Here is a 14408-nt window from a genome sequence, read left to right on the forward strand (position 1 = left end):
GGTCTCGCTGGAGCGGGCCAATGGCGCACCGCTGAGATTGCCTGTTATCGCAGGCAATGACGGCCTGACACGCTATGCCGGCAAGCCGGTGATCTTCGGCATTCGCCCCGAGGCGCTGACCGATCCCGACGGCGCCGACCGCAAGGCGCGTTCGCTGACCGAAGGCGACTGCCTGATCGAGGTCGTCGAACCGGCCGGCTCCGACACCTTCGCCGTCACCAAGCTTGGCGGCAAATCCGTCGTCGCCCGCCTGCGCGCCGATACCGGTATCGCTCCCGGACAAAGCACACGCCTTGCCTTCAATCTCGACAAGGCTGTGTTCTTCGATCCCGATAGCCAAGTGCGGATTGCGTGACGCTCAATGCGTTAGGCGACCGCCGTTACGCTAAGGGTCACCGGCGCGAACCGCGAGGAGACCGCTTCGACGGTGATCTCGCCGACCAGACCCGTCGCCTCCAGCCAGAAGCCTGATGTGCCGCCCTGCAGCGGCACGTTGGCCGGGCCGACGATCCTTGCGGGTCCATGTACCCTCAGAGAAATGCTGTCGTTCATGAAGGGCAGGCGCTGGCCGCACTGGTCGAGGGCGCGGATGATGACGCGGGTGCTGTCGCGTTCGCGGGCTCTCAGCGTCTGGCTGTCGGCGATGATCTCCAGCGTTGTCGGCAGCGGGTCGGCCGCCAGCGTCAGGCTGGCCACCGGCTCGCCGCCGATATAGCCCGTCAGGGTGCCGTCGATCCATTCCAAACCCCAAGTGCCGAGTTCGTCGGCGGTGAAGTGGCGATGGTCGAGCACGACGGGCGGATGCGGCAGATGCGGATAATTCTCGCGGTCCGGGCCGATGCGCTTGCTGAGCCCGCCATATTGCAGTTCCACCTGGTCGCAATTGGTCAGGATGATCAGCGGCAGCACGCCGCCGATATTGCGCTCGCCGCGCGCCCAGAAGGTCACCGGCTTCATGACGATCTCGTCGGATGGATCGCACTGGCTGATATAGGCGTAGGCCGCGAATTTCGGCTCGCGGAACATGTCCATGACGCCGTGGTAGCAGATCCGGTCGCCGGAGCCGAAATCCTTGTGGGTGTTGTAATCGAACATGCACCAGCCGATGGCGCCCGAGATATCGGGGTCGCCATAGGCGGCGTTCAGCACCTCGAGGTGGCGGCGCACATGCTCGGCCTGGCGCTGTTCCTGGTCATAGATCTTCGTCGGGTGCATGTGGCCGTTGAACTCGGTGATGAGGTACGGCACCTTGCGGGACAGACCGGTATTTTCCTCCTGACCGCGCAATGCGGTGCGCGGGCGGTTGGCGCCCGGCAGTTCCTCATTGCCGAGGATGAAATCGTTCATCGTGTAGACGTCTTCGAGTAGCTCGCTCTCGGTGATATAGCGCACGCCGCCGGTCTGGCGGGTGCTGTCGAGTTCACGGGCCAAGCGATTGGTCTCGACGTAGAAATCGTGGCTGTCCTGGGACTCGTTGATGCGTACGCCCCAGATGATGATCGAGGGATGGTTCCAGTCGCGCTCGATCATGCGGCGGACGTTTTCGATCGATTCCTTCTGCCAGTCGGCATCGCCAATATGCTGCCAACCAGGGATCTCCTCGAAAACCAGCAGGCCGATCGCATCACAGCGGTCGAGGAACCATTTCGACTGGGGATAATGCGAGGTGCGGACGATATTGCACTTCAGCACCGTTTTCATGATGTCGGCGTCGCGCTCCTGGGCGGACCGGCCGGCGGCATAACCGACATAGGGGAAGGACTGGTGGCGGTTGAGACCGCGCAGTTTCAGCGGCTTGCCGTTGAGCAGGAAACCTTCTGGAGTGAATTCGGCGGTGCGGAAGCCGAAGCGGGTGGAGATACGATCGGAGCCGTGTTCCGTCCTGAGCTCGACGGTGACTTCGTAAAGCGTGGGATCGGTGATCTCCCAGAGCGTGATGCCGGTGAGGCCGCCGAAGGAAAGCCTGGTGCGGTCGCCGATCGTCTCGGTCGCTGCGGTGGCGATCACCGTGCCGTCTGCCTGCTTCAGCGTGGCGGTGACGGTTGCCGAGAAGCTGCGGCCCTCGGGATTGGCGATATCGACGCGGATGGTCGCCGATTTTTCCGGGGCGAGAACGTCTGCGGTTTCGATCTTGAGATTGCGGATCGATACCGGATCGGTGACCTTCAGCCAGACGTCACGATAGATGCCGGCATAAGTGAGATAATCGATGCGGCCGCCAAAGGGTGGGATCGCGGGGTTTTCGCTGCCGTCGATCTTCACCGTCACGAGGTTCTCACCCTTGATGAGCTTGCCGGTGAGGCGGGCCTCGAAGGGAGTGTAGCCGTCCTTATGGGCGATGATTTCTTCGCCGTTCAGATAGACGACGCTGTCGGCCATGGCGGCGTCGAAGACGAGCGACACTTCACGGCCCTCGAATTCCGGCAGCCAGCGCAGCACCTTCTGATAGGTGAAGGCGCGCTGATAGCTGCTTTCATCGAAGTAGTTGAAAGGCAGTTCGACGGCGGTATGGGGCAGACTGACCGACTTGGCGGCATCGAAGCTTTCGAGCAGGCGCTGGCCGAAGCCCTCGTGGAAACTCCAGCCTTCGTTGAAGGAAACGACGGACCGCATCTCAGGCTCTCCTGGTCATGGCATCAGGAGCGGTGCGGCGCTTTTCGGCGCTCGAAAATCGGGTCATCTTGTATTCCTCCTTGAAGCCATAAGGTGCGAGCCGCGCAAGCGCTCCGCGTCATCTGATTCCTGTGGTGCGCTTTAGCTTTTTTCATGCATGTCGTCATCCCGGAACTGCCGGACACTTCCACACGACCTATGTCAGGCGGTCGAGCCCCGCGAGCGGCGCAGCTGAGTGTGATGGCCTTCGATCGATCCTTACGGATATTGGGCGCCGTTCGTCTTGGTATAGATCGAATAGACCGAGCGTGTAGCGGTGATGAAGAGCCGGTTCTTCTTCGGGCCGCCGAAGGTGAGGTTGGACACCGTCTGCGGCACCCTGATCTTGCCGAGCAAGGTGCCATCAGGCGAAAAGCAGTGCACGCCGTCGCCGGCGCTGGTCCAGAGATTGCCGCTGACATCGAAGCGGAAACCGTCGGGATTGCCGGCATCGAGGCTGCAGAAATAGCGGCTGTTTTCCAGCCTTCGGCCGTCGACGACGTCGAAAACTCTCACATGGCGCGGGACTTCATGTTTTGCCGAGCCGGAATCGGCAATATAGAGCTTCGTCTCGTCGGGCGAGAAGGCAAGGCCGTTCGGCTGAATGAAATCCTCGATAACGGCCTCGATCGCGCCGCTTGAAGGATCGATTCGATAGACGTTGCGGGTGGGCTGCTCGGGCTCGGCCTTGTGGCCCTCATAGTCCGACAGGATTCCGTAAGTCGGGTCGGTGAACCAGACCCCGCCATCGGAATGCACGACGACATCGTTCGGCGAATTCAGCCGCTTGCCCTTGTAGCTGTCGGCCAGAATGGTGATGGTGCCGTCGACTTCCGTGCGGGTGACGCGGCGTCCGCCATGTTCGCAGGAGACCAGCCGGCCCTGTCGGTCGCGAGTATTGCCGTTGACGTAATTGGAGGGTGAGCGGAACACGGAGACCGTACCATCCGGTGTCCAGCGCATCATGCGTTCGTTGGGGATATCGCTCCAGAGCAGGCAGTTCAGGTCGGAAAACCAGACCGGGCCTTCCGTCCAGCGGCAGCCGGAATAAAGCTCTTCGAGTGCGGCACTGCCGATGACCAGAGCGCTAAAACGTTCATCGCGAATGTCATAAAGCGGATTGTCGGCCAAGCCAGTTCCTCCCTGAATGCTGCCGTCCCTTCCTAGCTGCAAATCCTGGGAGGTGCCAGAGCCCGGCATGGGAAATGCCGGGCTCCTGACCGATCAGAGCGCCGCAACAGGGTGCGGTGAACCGTCGTAAGCACCCCAGATCGACTGGTCGAAGCAGATGACCGAGCCGGTCATAAGGCCGGATTCGGCCGATGACAGGTAGGCGCAGGCCCGCGCCACCTCATGCGGGTCGACGAGGCGGCCGAAGGGCTGGCCCGCTGCCGCCTTCTCCAGCCAGTCGGCGGGGGCATCGTGATATTCGCGCTGGATGCGGTCCTCGCCCTCGGAGGCCATCCAGCCGATGTTGAGGCCATTGACGCGGATGCGGTTGCGCAGCAGCGCGTAGGCGGTGTTCTTCGTCAGCGTTTCCAGTGCGCCTTTTGAGGCGCAATAAGCGGCGATGAAGGGTTGGCCCGCTTTGGCCGACATCGAGCCGATATTGACGATCGTGCCCTCGATTTTTTCGCGGCGCATCACCTTCACCGTCTCCTGCATCAGGAAAAACGGCGCGCGCACATTGACGGCGAACATGGCGTCGAAGAGCTCGGGGCTGGTGTCGAGGATGGTGCCGCGATCGGTGATGGCGGCCGCATTGACCAGCGCGTCGACCCGTCCGAAAGCCTCGTCGCAGGCGTGGATGACATTCCGGGCGTCCTCGACCTCGGATAGGTCGGCCCTGACGTAAACGACTTTCGCGCTGGTCGCAGCCGAAATCTCCGCGGCCTTCGCCTTGCCTTTGGCTTCGTTGCGGCCGCAGATGACGATGCCTTCTGCGCCGCGTTCGGCAAAGAGGCGGGCAATGGTGGCGCCCAATCCTTGCGTGCCGCCGGTAACGATGGCGATCTTGCCATCGAGGCGGCCGTGGTCCGTGCTCATATAGTTCCTCCTTGGTGATGATGTGCGAATAGCCTCCCGCGGGTGCGGGAGCTTTTATCTCTACGTCAGCTCAACTTCTTCCGCGCCTGCTCGGCAAGCGCTGCCGTGAAGGCTTCGTCGCTCCAGCCTTCCGTCAATGCCTCATGCAGCAGCTGCGCCTGCGTCTTCGGCGCCAGGCCGCCGAGCGGCGGGTCGCGGTCGAGGTTGGTCGGGAAGGAGTAGCCTTCGGCACAGGCGGCGACGGCGTTGGCGATTTCGTCTTGAGAGAGCTTGCCCTGCAATGTTTTCAGGGCGGGAAAGAGCGTGGTGCTCATTCTCTCGCGGTTGACGGTTTCCATTGCGCGGCCGAAGGCGGAGGAGACCTGCAGGAGATTGGCGACGCGTTTGATATCGGCCGAACGGTTGGTGCCGGCAGCATGGAAGAGGGCGGGATTGAAGAAAACGACGTCCCCTTTTCCGAGCGGCAGCTGGATATGGTTGGCCTCGAAATAATCGCGGAATTCCTGGCGCTTGAGCGCGAGGTAGCCCGGCACATAGGTCTGGCTGTGTGGCAGGAAGAGTGTCGGGCCGCTTTCGAGCGGCATATCGCAATGGGCGACCGCGCCCTGCAGCGTCAGCACCGGCGAGAGCCGGTGCACATGCGCCGGAAACTGTTCGATCACTGCAGACGATTGGAAGCCGAGATGGTAATCGCGATGTGCCGATTGCGCCGCGCCGCCCGGATTGACGCGATTGACCTGCGCCGTCATCTGGTAGCTCGGGCCGAGCCAGGCTTCGCTTGCCAGTGCGATGATGGCATTGCCATAATATTCGGCGAAATTCGCCGGATCGGCGAGACAATGTTTTTCCAGCGAATTCCAGATGCGGTCGTTGGCGCCGGGTTTGGCGAAGTGATCGCCGCCGCCGGTCGCGGTGCGGTGCTGTTCCTCGATGATCTGGTCGAAGATCGCGCTGGCGCGATCGATGGTGCCGGTATCCTCGTAAGCATGCTTGAACACGACGACGCCGGGACCTTCGCCGAAGGCCTCACAGATTTCGGCCAGGACGGCGCGTCGGCCCTCTAGCGTGGCTGCTGCCGCCGTCACCTTGCGGCTGTCATAGATCAACACGTTTTTTTCGACTGCCGAGGCGGTGGGATAATCGGCAAGTGCTGTTGTCTTTTCCGCCAGGCGGCGAAAGTCCTCGAGATCGCAGCTGTCTTCGCTCAGCCATACACGATCGGCGCGTAGCTTTTGCGGGTTGTCGGTTTTCATGGTGGCTCCTCCTCTTTCGAATGAAGGCACTATACGCCGCGGTACCGGGTGATATAGATCAGGAATCCATCAAAAAACCATCAGATTGTTTTCATGGCTCATCTCTTTCTCGTCAAGGATATCGCCTTCCAGGCCGGCTTAAGCACCGCGACCGTCGACCGCGCGCTGAACGGCCGGCCGGGTGTGCGTCAGCAGACGGAAATGCGGGTAAAGGCGGCGATCGCGGAGCTGGAAAAACAGCAGGCAGGCGCGATGGACAGCGGCCGCATGCTGGCGATCGATATCGTCATGGAGACGCCTCAGCGTTTCAGCGATACGGTGCGCACAGCCTTCGAGGCGGAGATGGCAGCCTTTCTGCCCGGCGGCTTCCGCTGCCGGTTCCATTTCGCCGAGGTGATGAAGCCGGCTGAGATGGTGCAGCTTCTCGACCGCATCCGGCTGCGTGGTACGCATGGCATCGTGCTCAAGGCGCCCGATGTCGCCGAGGTGACGGCCGCCGTCGCCCGGTTGGCCGCGGCCGGCATTCCGGTGGTGACGCTGGTGACCGACCTGCCGAATTCGGCGCGCATCACCTATGCCGGCGCCGACAACCGGGCGGCGGGCGAGACCGCGGCCTATCTCATCGGCGAAGTGCTCGGCAACCGTGGCGGCAAGGTGCTGGTGACGCTGTCGAGCGGGCGGTTTCGCGGCGAAGAGGAGCGCGAAATCGGCTTTCGCCGCGTGATCCGCGCTCATTATCCCAAGATCGGCATCACGGAAATCAGCGAGGGGCACGGCACCGATGCGGCGACGGGAACGCTCGCGGCGGCAGCCCTTGCCGCCGATCCCACTATCAATGCGGTCTATTCGATCGGCGGCGGCAACCGAGCGGTGCTGGCGGCCTTCGATGCGGCCAAGCGCCCGGTGGGCGTCTTTGTCGCCCATGATCTCGATGCTGATAATCGCACCTTGCTTGCCGCTCGGCGGATCGGCTACGTGCTGCATCACGATCTTAGGACCGATGCGCGCTCGGCCTTCAGGGCGATCATGAGCCGGGCGTCAGCATCGGGGCGAGCGGTTCCGGCCTCGCTTTCATCAGTTGAAATCGTCACGCCCTACAACATGCCTGCGGGCGATTGAGCCAATTGGCTTCCTTCAACGCCGACTTCAGGCTACAGCTCTGACACGAGTAGAGGTGAGCGGTATGGATTACAGCGACGTCAGTACGATTGCGGCCTGGATCACCGAGCAGGGACTGACGGGCGCTTCGGAATCCGAACTCATGACCGGTTTCTGCGCGGCCTGCCGGAAGGCCGGCCTGCGGCTCGACCGCGGAATGGCGCTGATGGATACTCTGCACCCCGTGCATGAGGGCCGTGCCTTCCGCTGGGATAGCGTGGAGGAGATCGAGACCGAATTCGAATATGGCCCGTCGGGTGTGGGCGAGGCTGCCGAGAGCTGGAAGCGTTCGTCCTTCTATTATCTCTGGTCCGGCAATGAGCGGGAGGTGCGCCGCCGCATCGGCTTCGGCGATCCGATCGATTTCAGCATGCTCGACACGATCGCTGCGGCCGGCCATACCGATTACATCGCGATGATGCATCGTTTTGCCGAGGCCGGCACGATCGGCGAGATGGATTGCTTCTTCTCGAATTTCTCGACGAAGCACCCCGAAGGCTTTTCCGATCACGACCTCGCCATCCTGCGCAAGCTGGTGCCGGTCCTCGGATTGGCGATCAAGTGTATCGCGCTCGGGCGCATCGCCCGCACCATTGCGGAAGTCTATCTCGGCGAGGATGCGGCGCGCCAGGTGATGGAAGGCAAGATCAGCCGCGGCAAATCGGAGCGGATTTCGGCCGCACTCTGGTTTTCCGATCTGCTGAATTACACCAAGATTTCCGATCGGGTGCCGCCGGAGGAAATCATCCCGCTGCTCAACGATTATAGCGAGGTGGTGATTTCGGCGATCCATGAGGCCGGCGGCAATGTGCTGAAGCTGATCGGCGACGGCGTGCTCGCCATCTTCAAGGGCGAGGTGCCGGCGGAGACCTGCCGTGCGGCGCTCCAAGCTCAATCGCTTCTGCGCGAAAAGCTTGCCAAGCTCAACGCCGAACGCGAGGCCGATAACAGGCCAACGACGGATGTCTATATCGGCCTGCATATCGGCGATGTCTTCTACGGCAATATCGGTAGCCAGGACCGGCTGGATTTCACTGTCATCGGCCCTGCAGTCAATGAGGTCAGTCGCATCGCTTCGATGTGCCGTTCGGTCGATCTCAACCTGCTGATCTCCTCCGATTTCGCCGCGGCGATCCCGGAAGAACAGCGCGCGGCAATCGCCTGCGTCGGGCGTTATGCATTGCGCGGCGTGCAGCGCGCGCAGGAGCTCTATACGCTCGACGGCGCCCGGCTGAACGCCTGATTACAGCTGCGCTATCGCAACAGTCCCTGGCCGCCGTCGATCCAGATCGGCGTCCCGGTGATGTGTCGAGCTCGGTCGGAGGCGAGGAAGAGGATGGTTTCGGCGACATCCTCGCTCTTGCCTGCCTTGCCGCCGGCAATCGGGATATCGCCTTCCGGCCAGATGACCGGAACCTCCGTCTCTTCGCGATGGCGGCTGTCGGTATTGGCGCCAATATTGGTCTCGATCTCACCCGGGCAGACGGCGTTGACGCGAATACCATGCCGGCCGAGTTCGAGGGCGAGCTGCTGGACCATGGCGACCTGGCCGGCCTTGGTTGCGGTGTAGGCAGTGGCGCCCGGCGTCGTGAATGTCCGGGTGCCGTTGATCGAGGAGACGACGACGATCGAGCCGCCATTCCTTTTCAGGTACGGGACGGTCAGATGCAAGGTCAGATAGGTGCCACGCAGATTGACGGCGATGGTCTTGTCCCATTCATCCGGCTTCAGATCATCGATCGGTGCCCAGACGCCGTTGATCCCCGCATTGGCAACAACGATATCGAGGCCGCCGAAGGTCTCTGTCAGCGCCTTCACCGCCGCTCGCATTTGCGCCTCGTCGCTGGTGTCGGCCATCAGCGCGATCGATTCGCCGCCCGCCGCTTTGATCTCTGCGCAAGTGCTTTCGACCTCGTCGGCAGTGCGGCTGAGTGCGGCGACCCTTGCTCCTTCGGCGGCGAGCCTGAGCGCCGCCGCCTTGCCGATGCCAGAACCGGCACCGGTCACCAATGCGATCTTTCCCTTCAGCTCCATGGGCGGGCTCTCCTTGCCGTTTACCGGTAAGCCAATGTTTTGCACGGCTCTTGGTTCCGGAAGGAGCGCGTCGGTGGCGCTATCGGAGAAGGCTATGTCGAAGCGCCCATTTCTCCGGCCCATGGACGGCGGCAAAGAGCAGGCCGGCGAGGAAGGTGAAGTGATCGATGAAGAAGCCGAACTCGGCCTGGTTCTGTTGCCAATGGGATGGTCCGTGGAAGGCGAAGGCGAGGAAGATCACGTAGATGCCTGCGAGCAGGCTGGCCTCGGTGAAGAAGGCGCCCGATATGAAGGCGAGCGCCAGGGCGATCTCGAAGAAGGCGGCGACCCAGGTCAGGAATGTCGCCATCGGAAAGCCGGCGGCGGTGATGTAGGCTGCCGTCGCGCCGATATCGGCGAATTTGAAGCCGGCGGCCATGAAGAAGACGAAACTGAAGATGATGCGGGCGACGATGATTGCGATTGCTCTGGCCATTCTGAAATCTCCTCTTTGAGCTTCCACTATGACGGACGGGACACGCGACATCCTACACGCGGAAAGAAAAAGGGCCGCTTGCGCGACCCTCCACTTTCACCACTCGGCGAAGCTGCCGTCGGCATGCCGCCAGATCGGGTTGCGCCAGCGATGGCCCTCCTTGGCGCGCTCGATGACGTAGGCTTCGTCGACCTCGATGCCGAGACCCGGCCCTTGCGGGATCGAGACGAAACCATCGGCATATTGGAATACCTCCTTGTTGGAGATGTAATCGAGGATATCGTTGCCCTTGTTGTAATGAATGCCGAGGCTCTGTTCCTGGATGAAGGCGTTATAGCTGACGGCATCGACCTGCAGGCAGGCGGCGAGCGCGATCGGTCCGAGCGGGCAATGCGGCGCCAGCGCCACGTCATAGGCCTCGGCCATCGCCGCGATCTTGCGGCATTCGGTGATGCCGCCGGCATGCGAAAGATCCGGCTGGATGATGTCGACATAACCGTCCGAAAGCACCTGTTTGAAGTCCCAGCGCGAATAGAGCCGTTCGCCGAGCGCGATCGGTGTCGAAGTATGGTTGACGATATCGCGCAGCGCTTCCTTGTTTTCCGACAGCACTGGCTCCTCGATGAACATCAGCTTGTAGGGCTCGAGTTCCTTGGCGAGGACTTTCGCCATCGGCTTGTGCACGCGGCCGTGAAAGTCGACGCCAATGCCGATATGCGGGCCAATCGCCTCACGGATTAGGGCGATTGTCTCGACCGCCTTTTCCACCTTCTCGTTGGTGTCGACGATCTGCATTTCCTCGCAGCCATTGAGCTTGATCGCCTTGAAGCCGCGGGTGACCACTTCCCTGGCATTATTGGCGACATCCGAAGGACGGTCGCCGCCGATCCAGGAATAGACCTTGATGCGGTCGCGCAGCTGGCCGCCGAGCAGGGAATGGATCGGCTGGCCCAGCGCCTTGCCCTTGATATCCCAGAGCGCCTGGTCGATGCCGGAGATCGCGCTCATATGGGCCGCACCACCCCGATAGAAGCCGCCGCGATACATCACCGTCCAGTGGTCCTCGATCAGGAAGGGATCCTTGCCGATCAGATAGTCTTCCAGTTCGTGGACCGCGGCCTCGACGGTGAGCGCCCGGCCTTCGACCACCGGTTCGCCCCAGCCGATGATGCCCTCGTCGGTCTCGATCTTCAAAAACAGCCAGCGCGGCGGCACGATATAGGTGGTGAGTTTGGTGATCTTCATCGCTGTTCTTTCAGTGATCCATCATTTCGTTCGGCCGATCGCCTTTTCAGCGGCAGCAAGGTCGCGCACCGCAAGATCAAGCATGCGGTTGGCGCATTCGCGGGCGCCAGCCTTGTCGCGCATGCGCAGGGCCTCGACCAACTGGCCATGAACGAGTACCGCATCCTCGCGGTTTTCGACGCCGATGTTGGAGGCGTGCAGCGCATATTTCAGCGCTGCGTGAATGGCGCTCGACAGGCGGCGGAAGACCTGGTTGTGGCTGGCGGTGAGCAGCACCGCGTGGAACAAGACGTCGGCATCGGTGAAACTTTCCGGATCGCCGGCGCTGTCGCGCATCTGCCGCCAGGCCTTGTCGAGATCGGCGATCTCCTGGGCGCTGGCGCGCTCGGCGGCGTATTCGGCCGCAGCCGGCTCGATCGTGCGGCGGGCTTCGAGAATGCAGCCGAGCAGGTCGAAATCCTTGATATAGGGACCCATCCATTCCAGCACATCGGCATCCAGGATATTCCAGTCGTCCTTGTCGCAGACGGTGGTTCCGACCCGCGGTTTACCGCGGACAAGGCCCTTTGATTCCAGCACTTTCAGCGATTCGCGAATAACAGTGCGGCTGACACCGTAAAGTTCGCAGAGATCATTCTCGCGGGGTAGCGGCGAGCCCGAGGGATAGCGGTCCGCACAGATGTCCTCGGCGATTGCAGCCGTGACGTTGCGGCGGACGCGTGGGCGCCGCTCGATGTCGGGGCTTGCTGCCCCGCTCTGTGGCTCGATTGTTTCCAACTCACCTCTCCGCTCTATTTCCGGCGCCAGGCAATCGAATCTCATTATCCGAATTCGGTTCGCTTTGCGACGTTCCTCCCGGGCTCGTCGATATCCTATTATTCTAATCATCATACATTGGCAATTGACTGGTATGATGATTTGTCATAATTCAGTGGATGCTGCCTGGGAGGCAGCTGCTCGATTTTTAGAGTTTAGGGAGAGAGAGATATGCGCTTGTTCAAAGCAGCCATCCTGGCTGGCACTTTTGCCATTCTGGCAGCCGGCTCCGCATTTTCCGCAGACGTCAAGATAGGGTTCATCGTCAAGCAGCCCGAAGAACCATGGTTCCAGGACGAATGGAAATTCGCCGACCAGGCCGCCAAGGAAAAAGGCTTCACCGTCGTCAAGATCGGCGCCGAAGACGGCGAGAAGGTCCAGTCGGCGATCGACAATCTCGGCGCCCAGGGTGCGCAGGGCTTCATCATCTGCACGCCCGACGTCAAGCTCGGTCCCGGCATCGTCGCCAAGGCCGAAGCCAACCAGCTGAAGCTGATGACGGTCGACGACCGTCTGGTCAGCGCCGACGGCAAGCCGCTGGAAGACGTGCCGCATATGGGGATCTCGGCCACCAAGATCGGCGAGACCGTCGGCCAGGCGATCGTCGACGAGATCAAGAAGCGCGGCTGGGACATGAAGAATGTCGGCGCGGTCCGCATCTCCTACGACCAGCTGCCGACTGCCGTCGACCGTGTCGAAGGTGCGATCTCGGTGCTGAAGTCGGCCGGCTTCCCGGCCGAAAACATCTATGATGCGCCGCAGGCGAAAACCGATACGGAAGCTGCGCTCAACGCGGCAACCACCGTTCTCAACAAACATGCGGACGTGAAATACTGGGTTGCCTTCGGCCTCAACGACGAGGCCGTTCTCGGCGCCGTCCGCGCATCGGAATCCGTCGGCATACCAGCGGCCAACGTCATCGGCGTCGGCATCGGCGGTGCTGAATCGGCGATTAACGAGTTCAAGAAGCCGGCGGCGACGGGCTTCTTCGGTACGGTCATCATCTCGCCGAAGCGTCACGGCTACGAGACGGCACTCAACATGTACGACTGGATCGCCAACAACAAGGAGCCGGCAAAACTGACGTTGACCTCCGGTTCGCTGGCCTTGCGGGGTGATTACGAGAAGGTCCGCAAGGATCTTGGCATCGAATGATCATCCTCCCAGGATGATCTATGCCCGGCGGCCACGCCGCCGGGTCCTTCTCGACGGAGCGACGATGGCCTTCCTCGAATTCAACGATATCTCCAAGGGTTATCCCGGCGTGCAGGCGCTGGCGAATGTCTCCTTCAGGATTGAGAAGGGCGCCGTCCACGGGCTGATGGGCGAAAACGGCGCCGGCAAATCGACGCTGATCCGTGTCCTATCCGGCGATCAGGCCGCCGATGACGGCCGTATCCTGATTGACGGCGAGGAGCAGAAATACGGGTCGGTTCGCGATGCCTTCCATGCGGGGGTCATCGTCATCCACCAGGAACTGCAGCTCGTTCCCGAGTTGACGGTCGCCGAAAATCTCTGGCTCGGACGTTTCCCGGCCAAGGGCGGCGTCATCCATTCGAAGACGCTGATCGAGACGGTGCGGGGGAAGCTCGAAGAGATCGGCATCGATGTCGATCCCTCGGCCAAGGTCGCCTCGCTTTCGATCGGGGCGCGGCAGATGGTCGAGATCGCCAAGGCGGTCATGCTCGATGCACGGGTGATCGCGTTGGACGAACCGACCTCGTCGCTGTCGTCGCGCGAAAGCGAAATCCTGTTTTCACTCATCGACAGGCTGAAGGCGAAGGGAACGGTCATTCTCTACGTCTCGCATCGCCTCGACGAGATTTTTCGGCTTTGCGACAGCCTGACGGTGCTGCGCGACGGCAAGCTTGCCGCCCACCATCCCGACATTGCTGAAACGACGCGCGAGCAGATCATCTCGGAAATGGTCGGACGCGAGATCAGCAATGTCTGGGGCTGGCGCGAACGTTCGCTCGGCGACATCAGGCTGGAGGTCCAGGGCCTGTCCGGCTCACGGCTGCGCAATCCGATCAGCTTTTCCGTGCGCCAGGGTGAGATCCTCGGCTTCTTCGGCCTGATCGGCGCCGGCCGCAGCGAGATGGCGCGGTTACTTTACGGCGCCGATACCAGACATCAAGGTCAGGTCACGATCGACGGCGTCGTCGTTTCCCCGAACAATCCGAAGGCGGCGATCAATGCCGGCATGGTGCTCTGCCCCGAGGACCGCAAATTCGACGGCATCGTTCAGGGCCGGTCGATCGAAGAGAATATCGCGATTTCGTCGCGCCGGCACTTCTCGCCTTTCGGTATTCTGAGCCCGAGACAAGAGGCGGCGCTGGCGGATCGGTTCATTGCCCGGCTTCGGGTGCGGACGCCGTCGCGCAAGCAGGACATCATCAATCTCTCCGGCGGCAACCAGCAGAAGGTCATTCTCGGCCGCTGGCTCTCCGAGCAGGGCATCAAGGTCCTCGTCATCGACGAGCCGACGCGCGGCATCGATGTCGGGGCGAAATCGGAAATCTACGAAATCCTCTACGAGCTGGCGGCCGGCGGCATGGCAATCGTGGTGATATCAAGCGAACTGCCCGAGGTCATGGGCATCTCCGATCGCATCATGGTGATGTGTCAGGGCAGGGTGGCGGCCAATGTCGCCCGTCCGGATTTCGACGAGCGCGCCATCCTGACGGCAGCGCTCCCCGACAAGAATGCCGCAGGCACCATTTAGGACC

13 protein-coding genes are annotated in these 14408 nt (G+C 61.8%); 5 read left to right on the plus strand and 8 right to left on the minus strand.

Annotated elements, in window-relative coordinates; genetic code table 11:
- Positions 1-355 (plus strand): TOBE domain-containing protein (locus ATY29_RS22285; RefSeq protein WP_133118159.1); only part of this gene is annotated, 355 nt, incomplete at its 5' end.
- Between the two features lie 11 nt (positions 356-366).
- Here ATY29_RS22285 and ATY29_RS22290 read toward each other — a convergent pair.
- The 4 genes from ATY29_RS22290 to ATY29_RS22305 form a co-directional block, all read right to left on the minus strand.
- Positions 367-2613, minus strand: a complete 2247-nt coding sequence (locus ATY29_RS22290) for a glycoside hydrolase family 2 protein (protein WP_097533088.1) — start codon at positions 2611-2613, stop codon at positions 367-369.
- A 258-nt stretch (positions 2614-2871) separates the two neighbouring features.
- Entirely contained in the window at positions 2872-3783 is a 912-nt protein-coding gene (locus ATY29_RS22295; protein WP_097533089.1) for an SMP-30/gluconolactonase/LRE family protein, read from the minus strand.
- A 93-nt stretch (positions 3784-3876) separates the two neighbouring features.
- Positions 3877-4698, minus strand: a complete 822-nt coding sequence (locus tag ATY29_RS22300) for an SDR family oxidoreductase (protein ID WP_097533090.1) — start codon at positions 4696-4698, stop codon at positions 3877-3879.
- Positions 4699-4763: 65 nt separating this feature from the next.
- Positions 4764-5951, minus strand: coding sequence for a phytanoyl-CoA dioxygenase family protein (locus ATY29_RS22305; protein WP_097533091.1), 1188 nt, complete (start codon positions 5949-5951; stop codon positions 4764-4766).
- Positions 5952-6044: 93 nt separating this feature from the next.
- On the opposite strand from ATY29_RS22305, the gene ATY29_RS22310 reads away from it, so the two are divergent.
- Together ATY29_RS22310 and ATY29_RS22315 are read left to right on the plus strand one after the other, a co-directional pair.
- Complete coding sequence (locus tag ATY29_RS22310; protein ID WP_097533092.1) at positions 6045-7070, plus strand: LacI family DNA-binding transcriptional regulator; 1026 nt, start codon at positions 6045-6047, stop codon at positions 7068-7070.
- A gap of 64 nt (positions 7071-7134) precedes the next feature.
- On the plus strand, positions 7135-8352 hold the full coding sequence (locus tag ATY29_RS22315) for an adenylate/guanylate cyclase domain-containing protein (RefSeq protein WP_003566861.1): 1218 nt from the start codon (positions 7135-7137) through the stop codon (positions 8350-8352).
- Between the two features lie 11 nt (positions 8353-8363).
- Here ATY29_RS22315 and ATY29_RS22320 read toward each other — a convergent pair whose 3' ends face one another.
- The 4 genes from ATY29_RS22320 to ATY29_RS22335 all read right to left on the minus strand — a co-directional run bounded on the left by ATY29_RS22320 (position 8364) and on the right by ATY29_RS22335 (position 11640).
- Entirely contained in the window at positions 8364-9143 is a 780-nt protein-coding gene (locus ATY29_RS22320) for an SDR family oxidoreductase (RefSeq protein WP_097533093.1), read from the minus strand.
- Positions 9144-9222: 79 nt separating this feature from the next.
- On the minus strand, positions 9223-9618 hold the full coding sequence (locus ATY29_RS22325) for a DoxX family protein (RefSeq protein WP_025417112.1): 396 nt from the start codon (positions 9616-9618) through the stop codon (positions 9223-9225).
- Between the two features lie 96 nt (positions 9619-9714).
- Positions 9715-10863 carry a galactonate dehydratase gene (gene dgoD / locus ATY29_RS22330; RefSeq protein WP_097533094.1) on the minus strand — a complete coding sequence of 383 codons (1149 nt, stop codon included), beginning with the start codon at positions 10861-10863 and terminating at the stop codon, positions 9715-9717.
- A 21-nt stretch (positions 10864-10884) separates the two neighbouring features.
- Positions 10885-11640: a FadR/GntR family transcriptional regulator gene (locus ATY29_RS22335; RefSeq protein WP_097533095.1), complete on the minus strand. Its 756-nt coding sequence runs from the start codon at positions 11638-11640 to the stop codon at positions 10885-10887.
- A gap of 210 nt (positions 11641-11850) precedes the next feature.
- Between ATY29_RS22335 and ATY29_RS22340 the strand changes: the two genes are divergently transcribed.
- Together ATY29_RS22340 and araG are read left to right on the plus strand one after the other, a co-directional pair.
- The gene (locus tag ATY29_RS22340) at positions 11851-12834 is read left to right on the plus strand and encodes an arabinose ABC transporter substrate-binding protein (RefSeq protein ID WP_097533096.1); all 984 of its coding nucleotides are present in this window, start codon (positions 11851-11853) and stop codon (positions 12832-12834) included.
- Between the two features lie 64 nt (positions 12835-12898).
- Entirely contained in the window at positions 12899-14404 is a 1506-nt protein-coding gene (araG, locus tag ATY29_RS22345; protein ID WP_097533210.1) for an L-arabinose ABC transporter ATP-binding protein AraG, read from the plus strand.
- Positions 14405-14408 lie beyond the last annotated feature (4 nt).

Origin of the sequence: Rhizobium hidalgonense, from assembly GCF_002914525.1 — a bacterium.
In the GTDB taxonomy this organism is placed as follows: Bacteria; Pseudomonadota; Alphaproteobacteria; order Rhizobiales; family Rhizobiaceae; genus Rhizobium; species Rhizobium hidalgonense.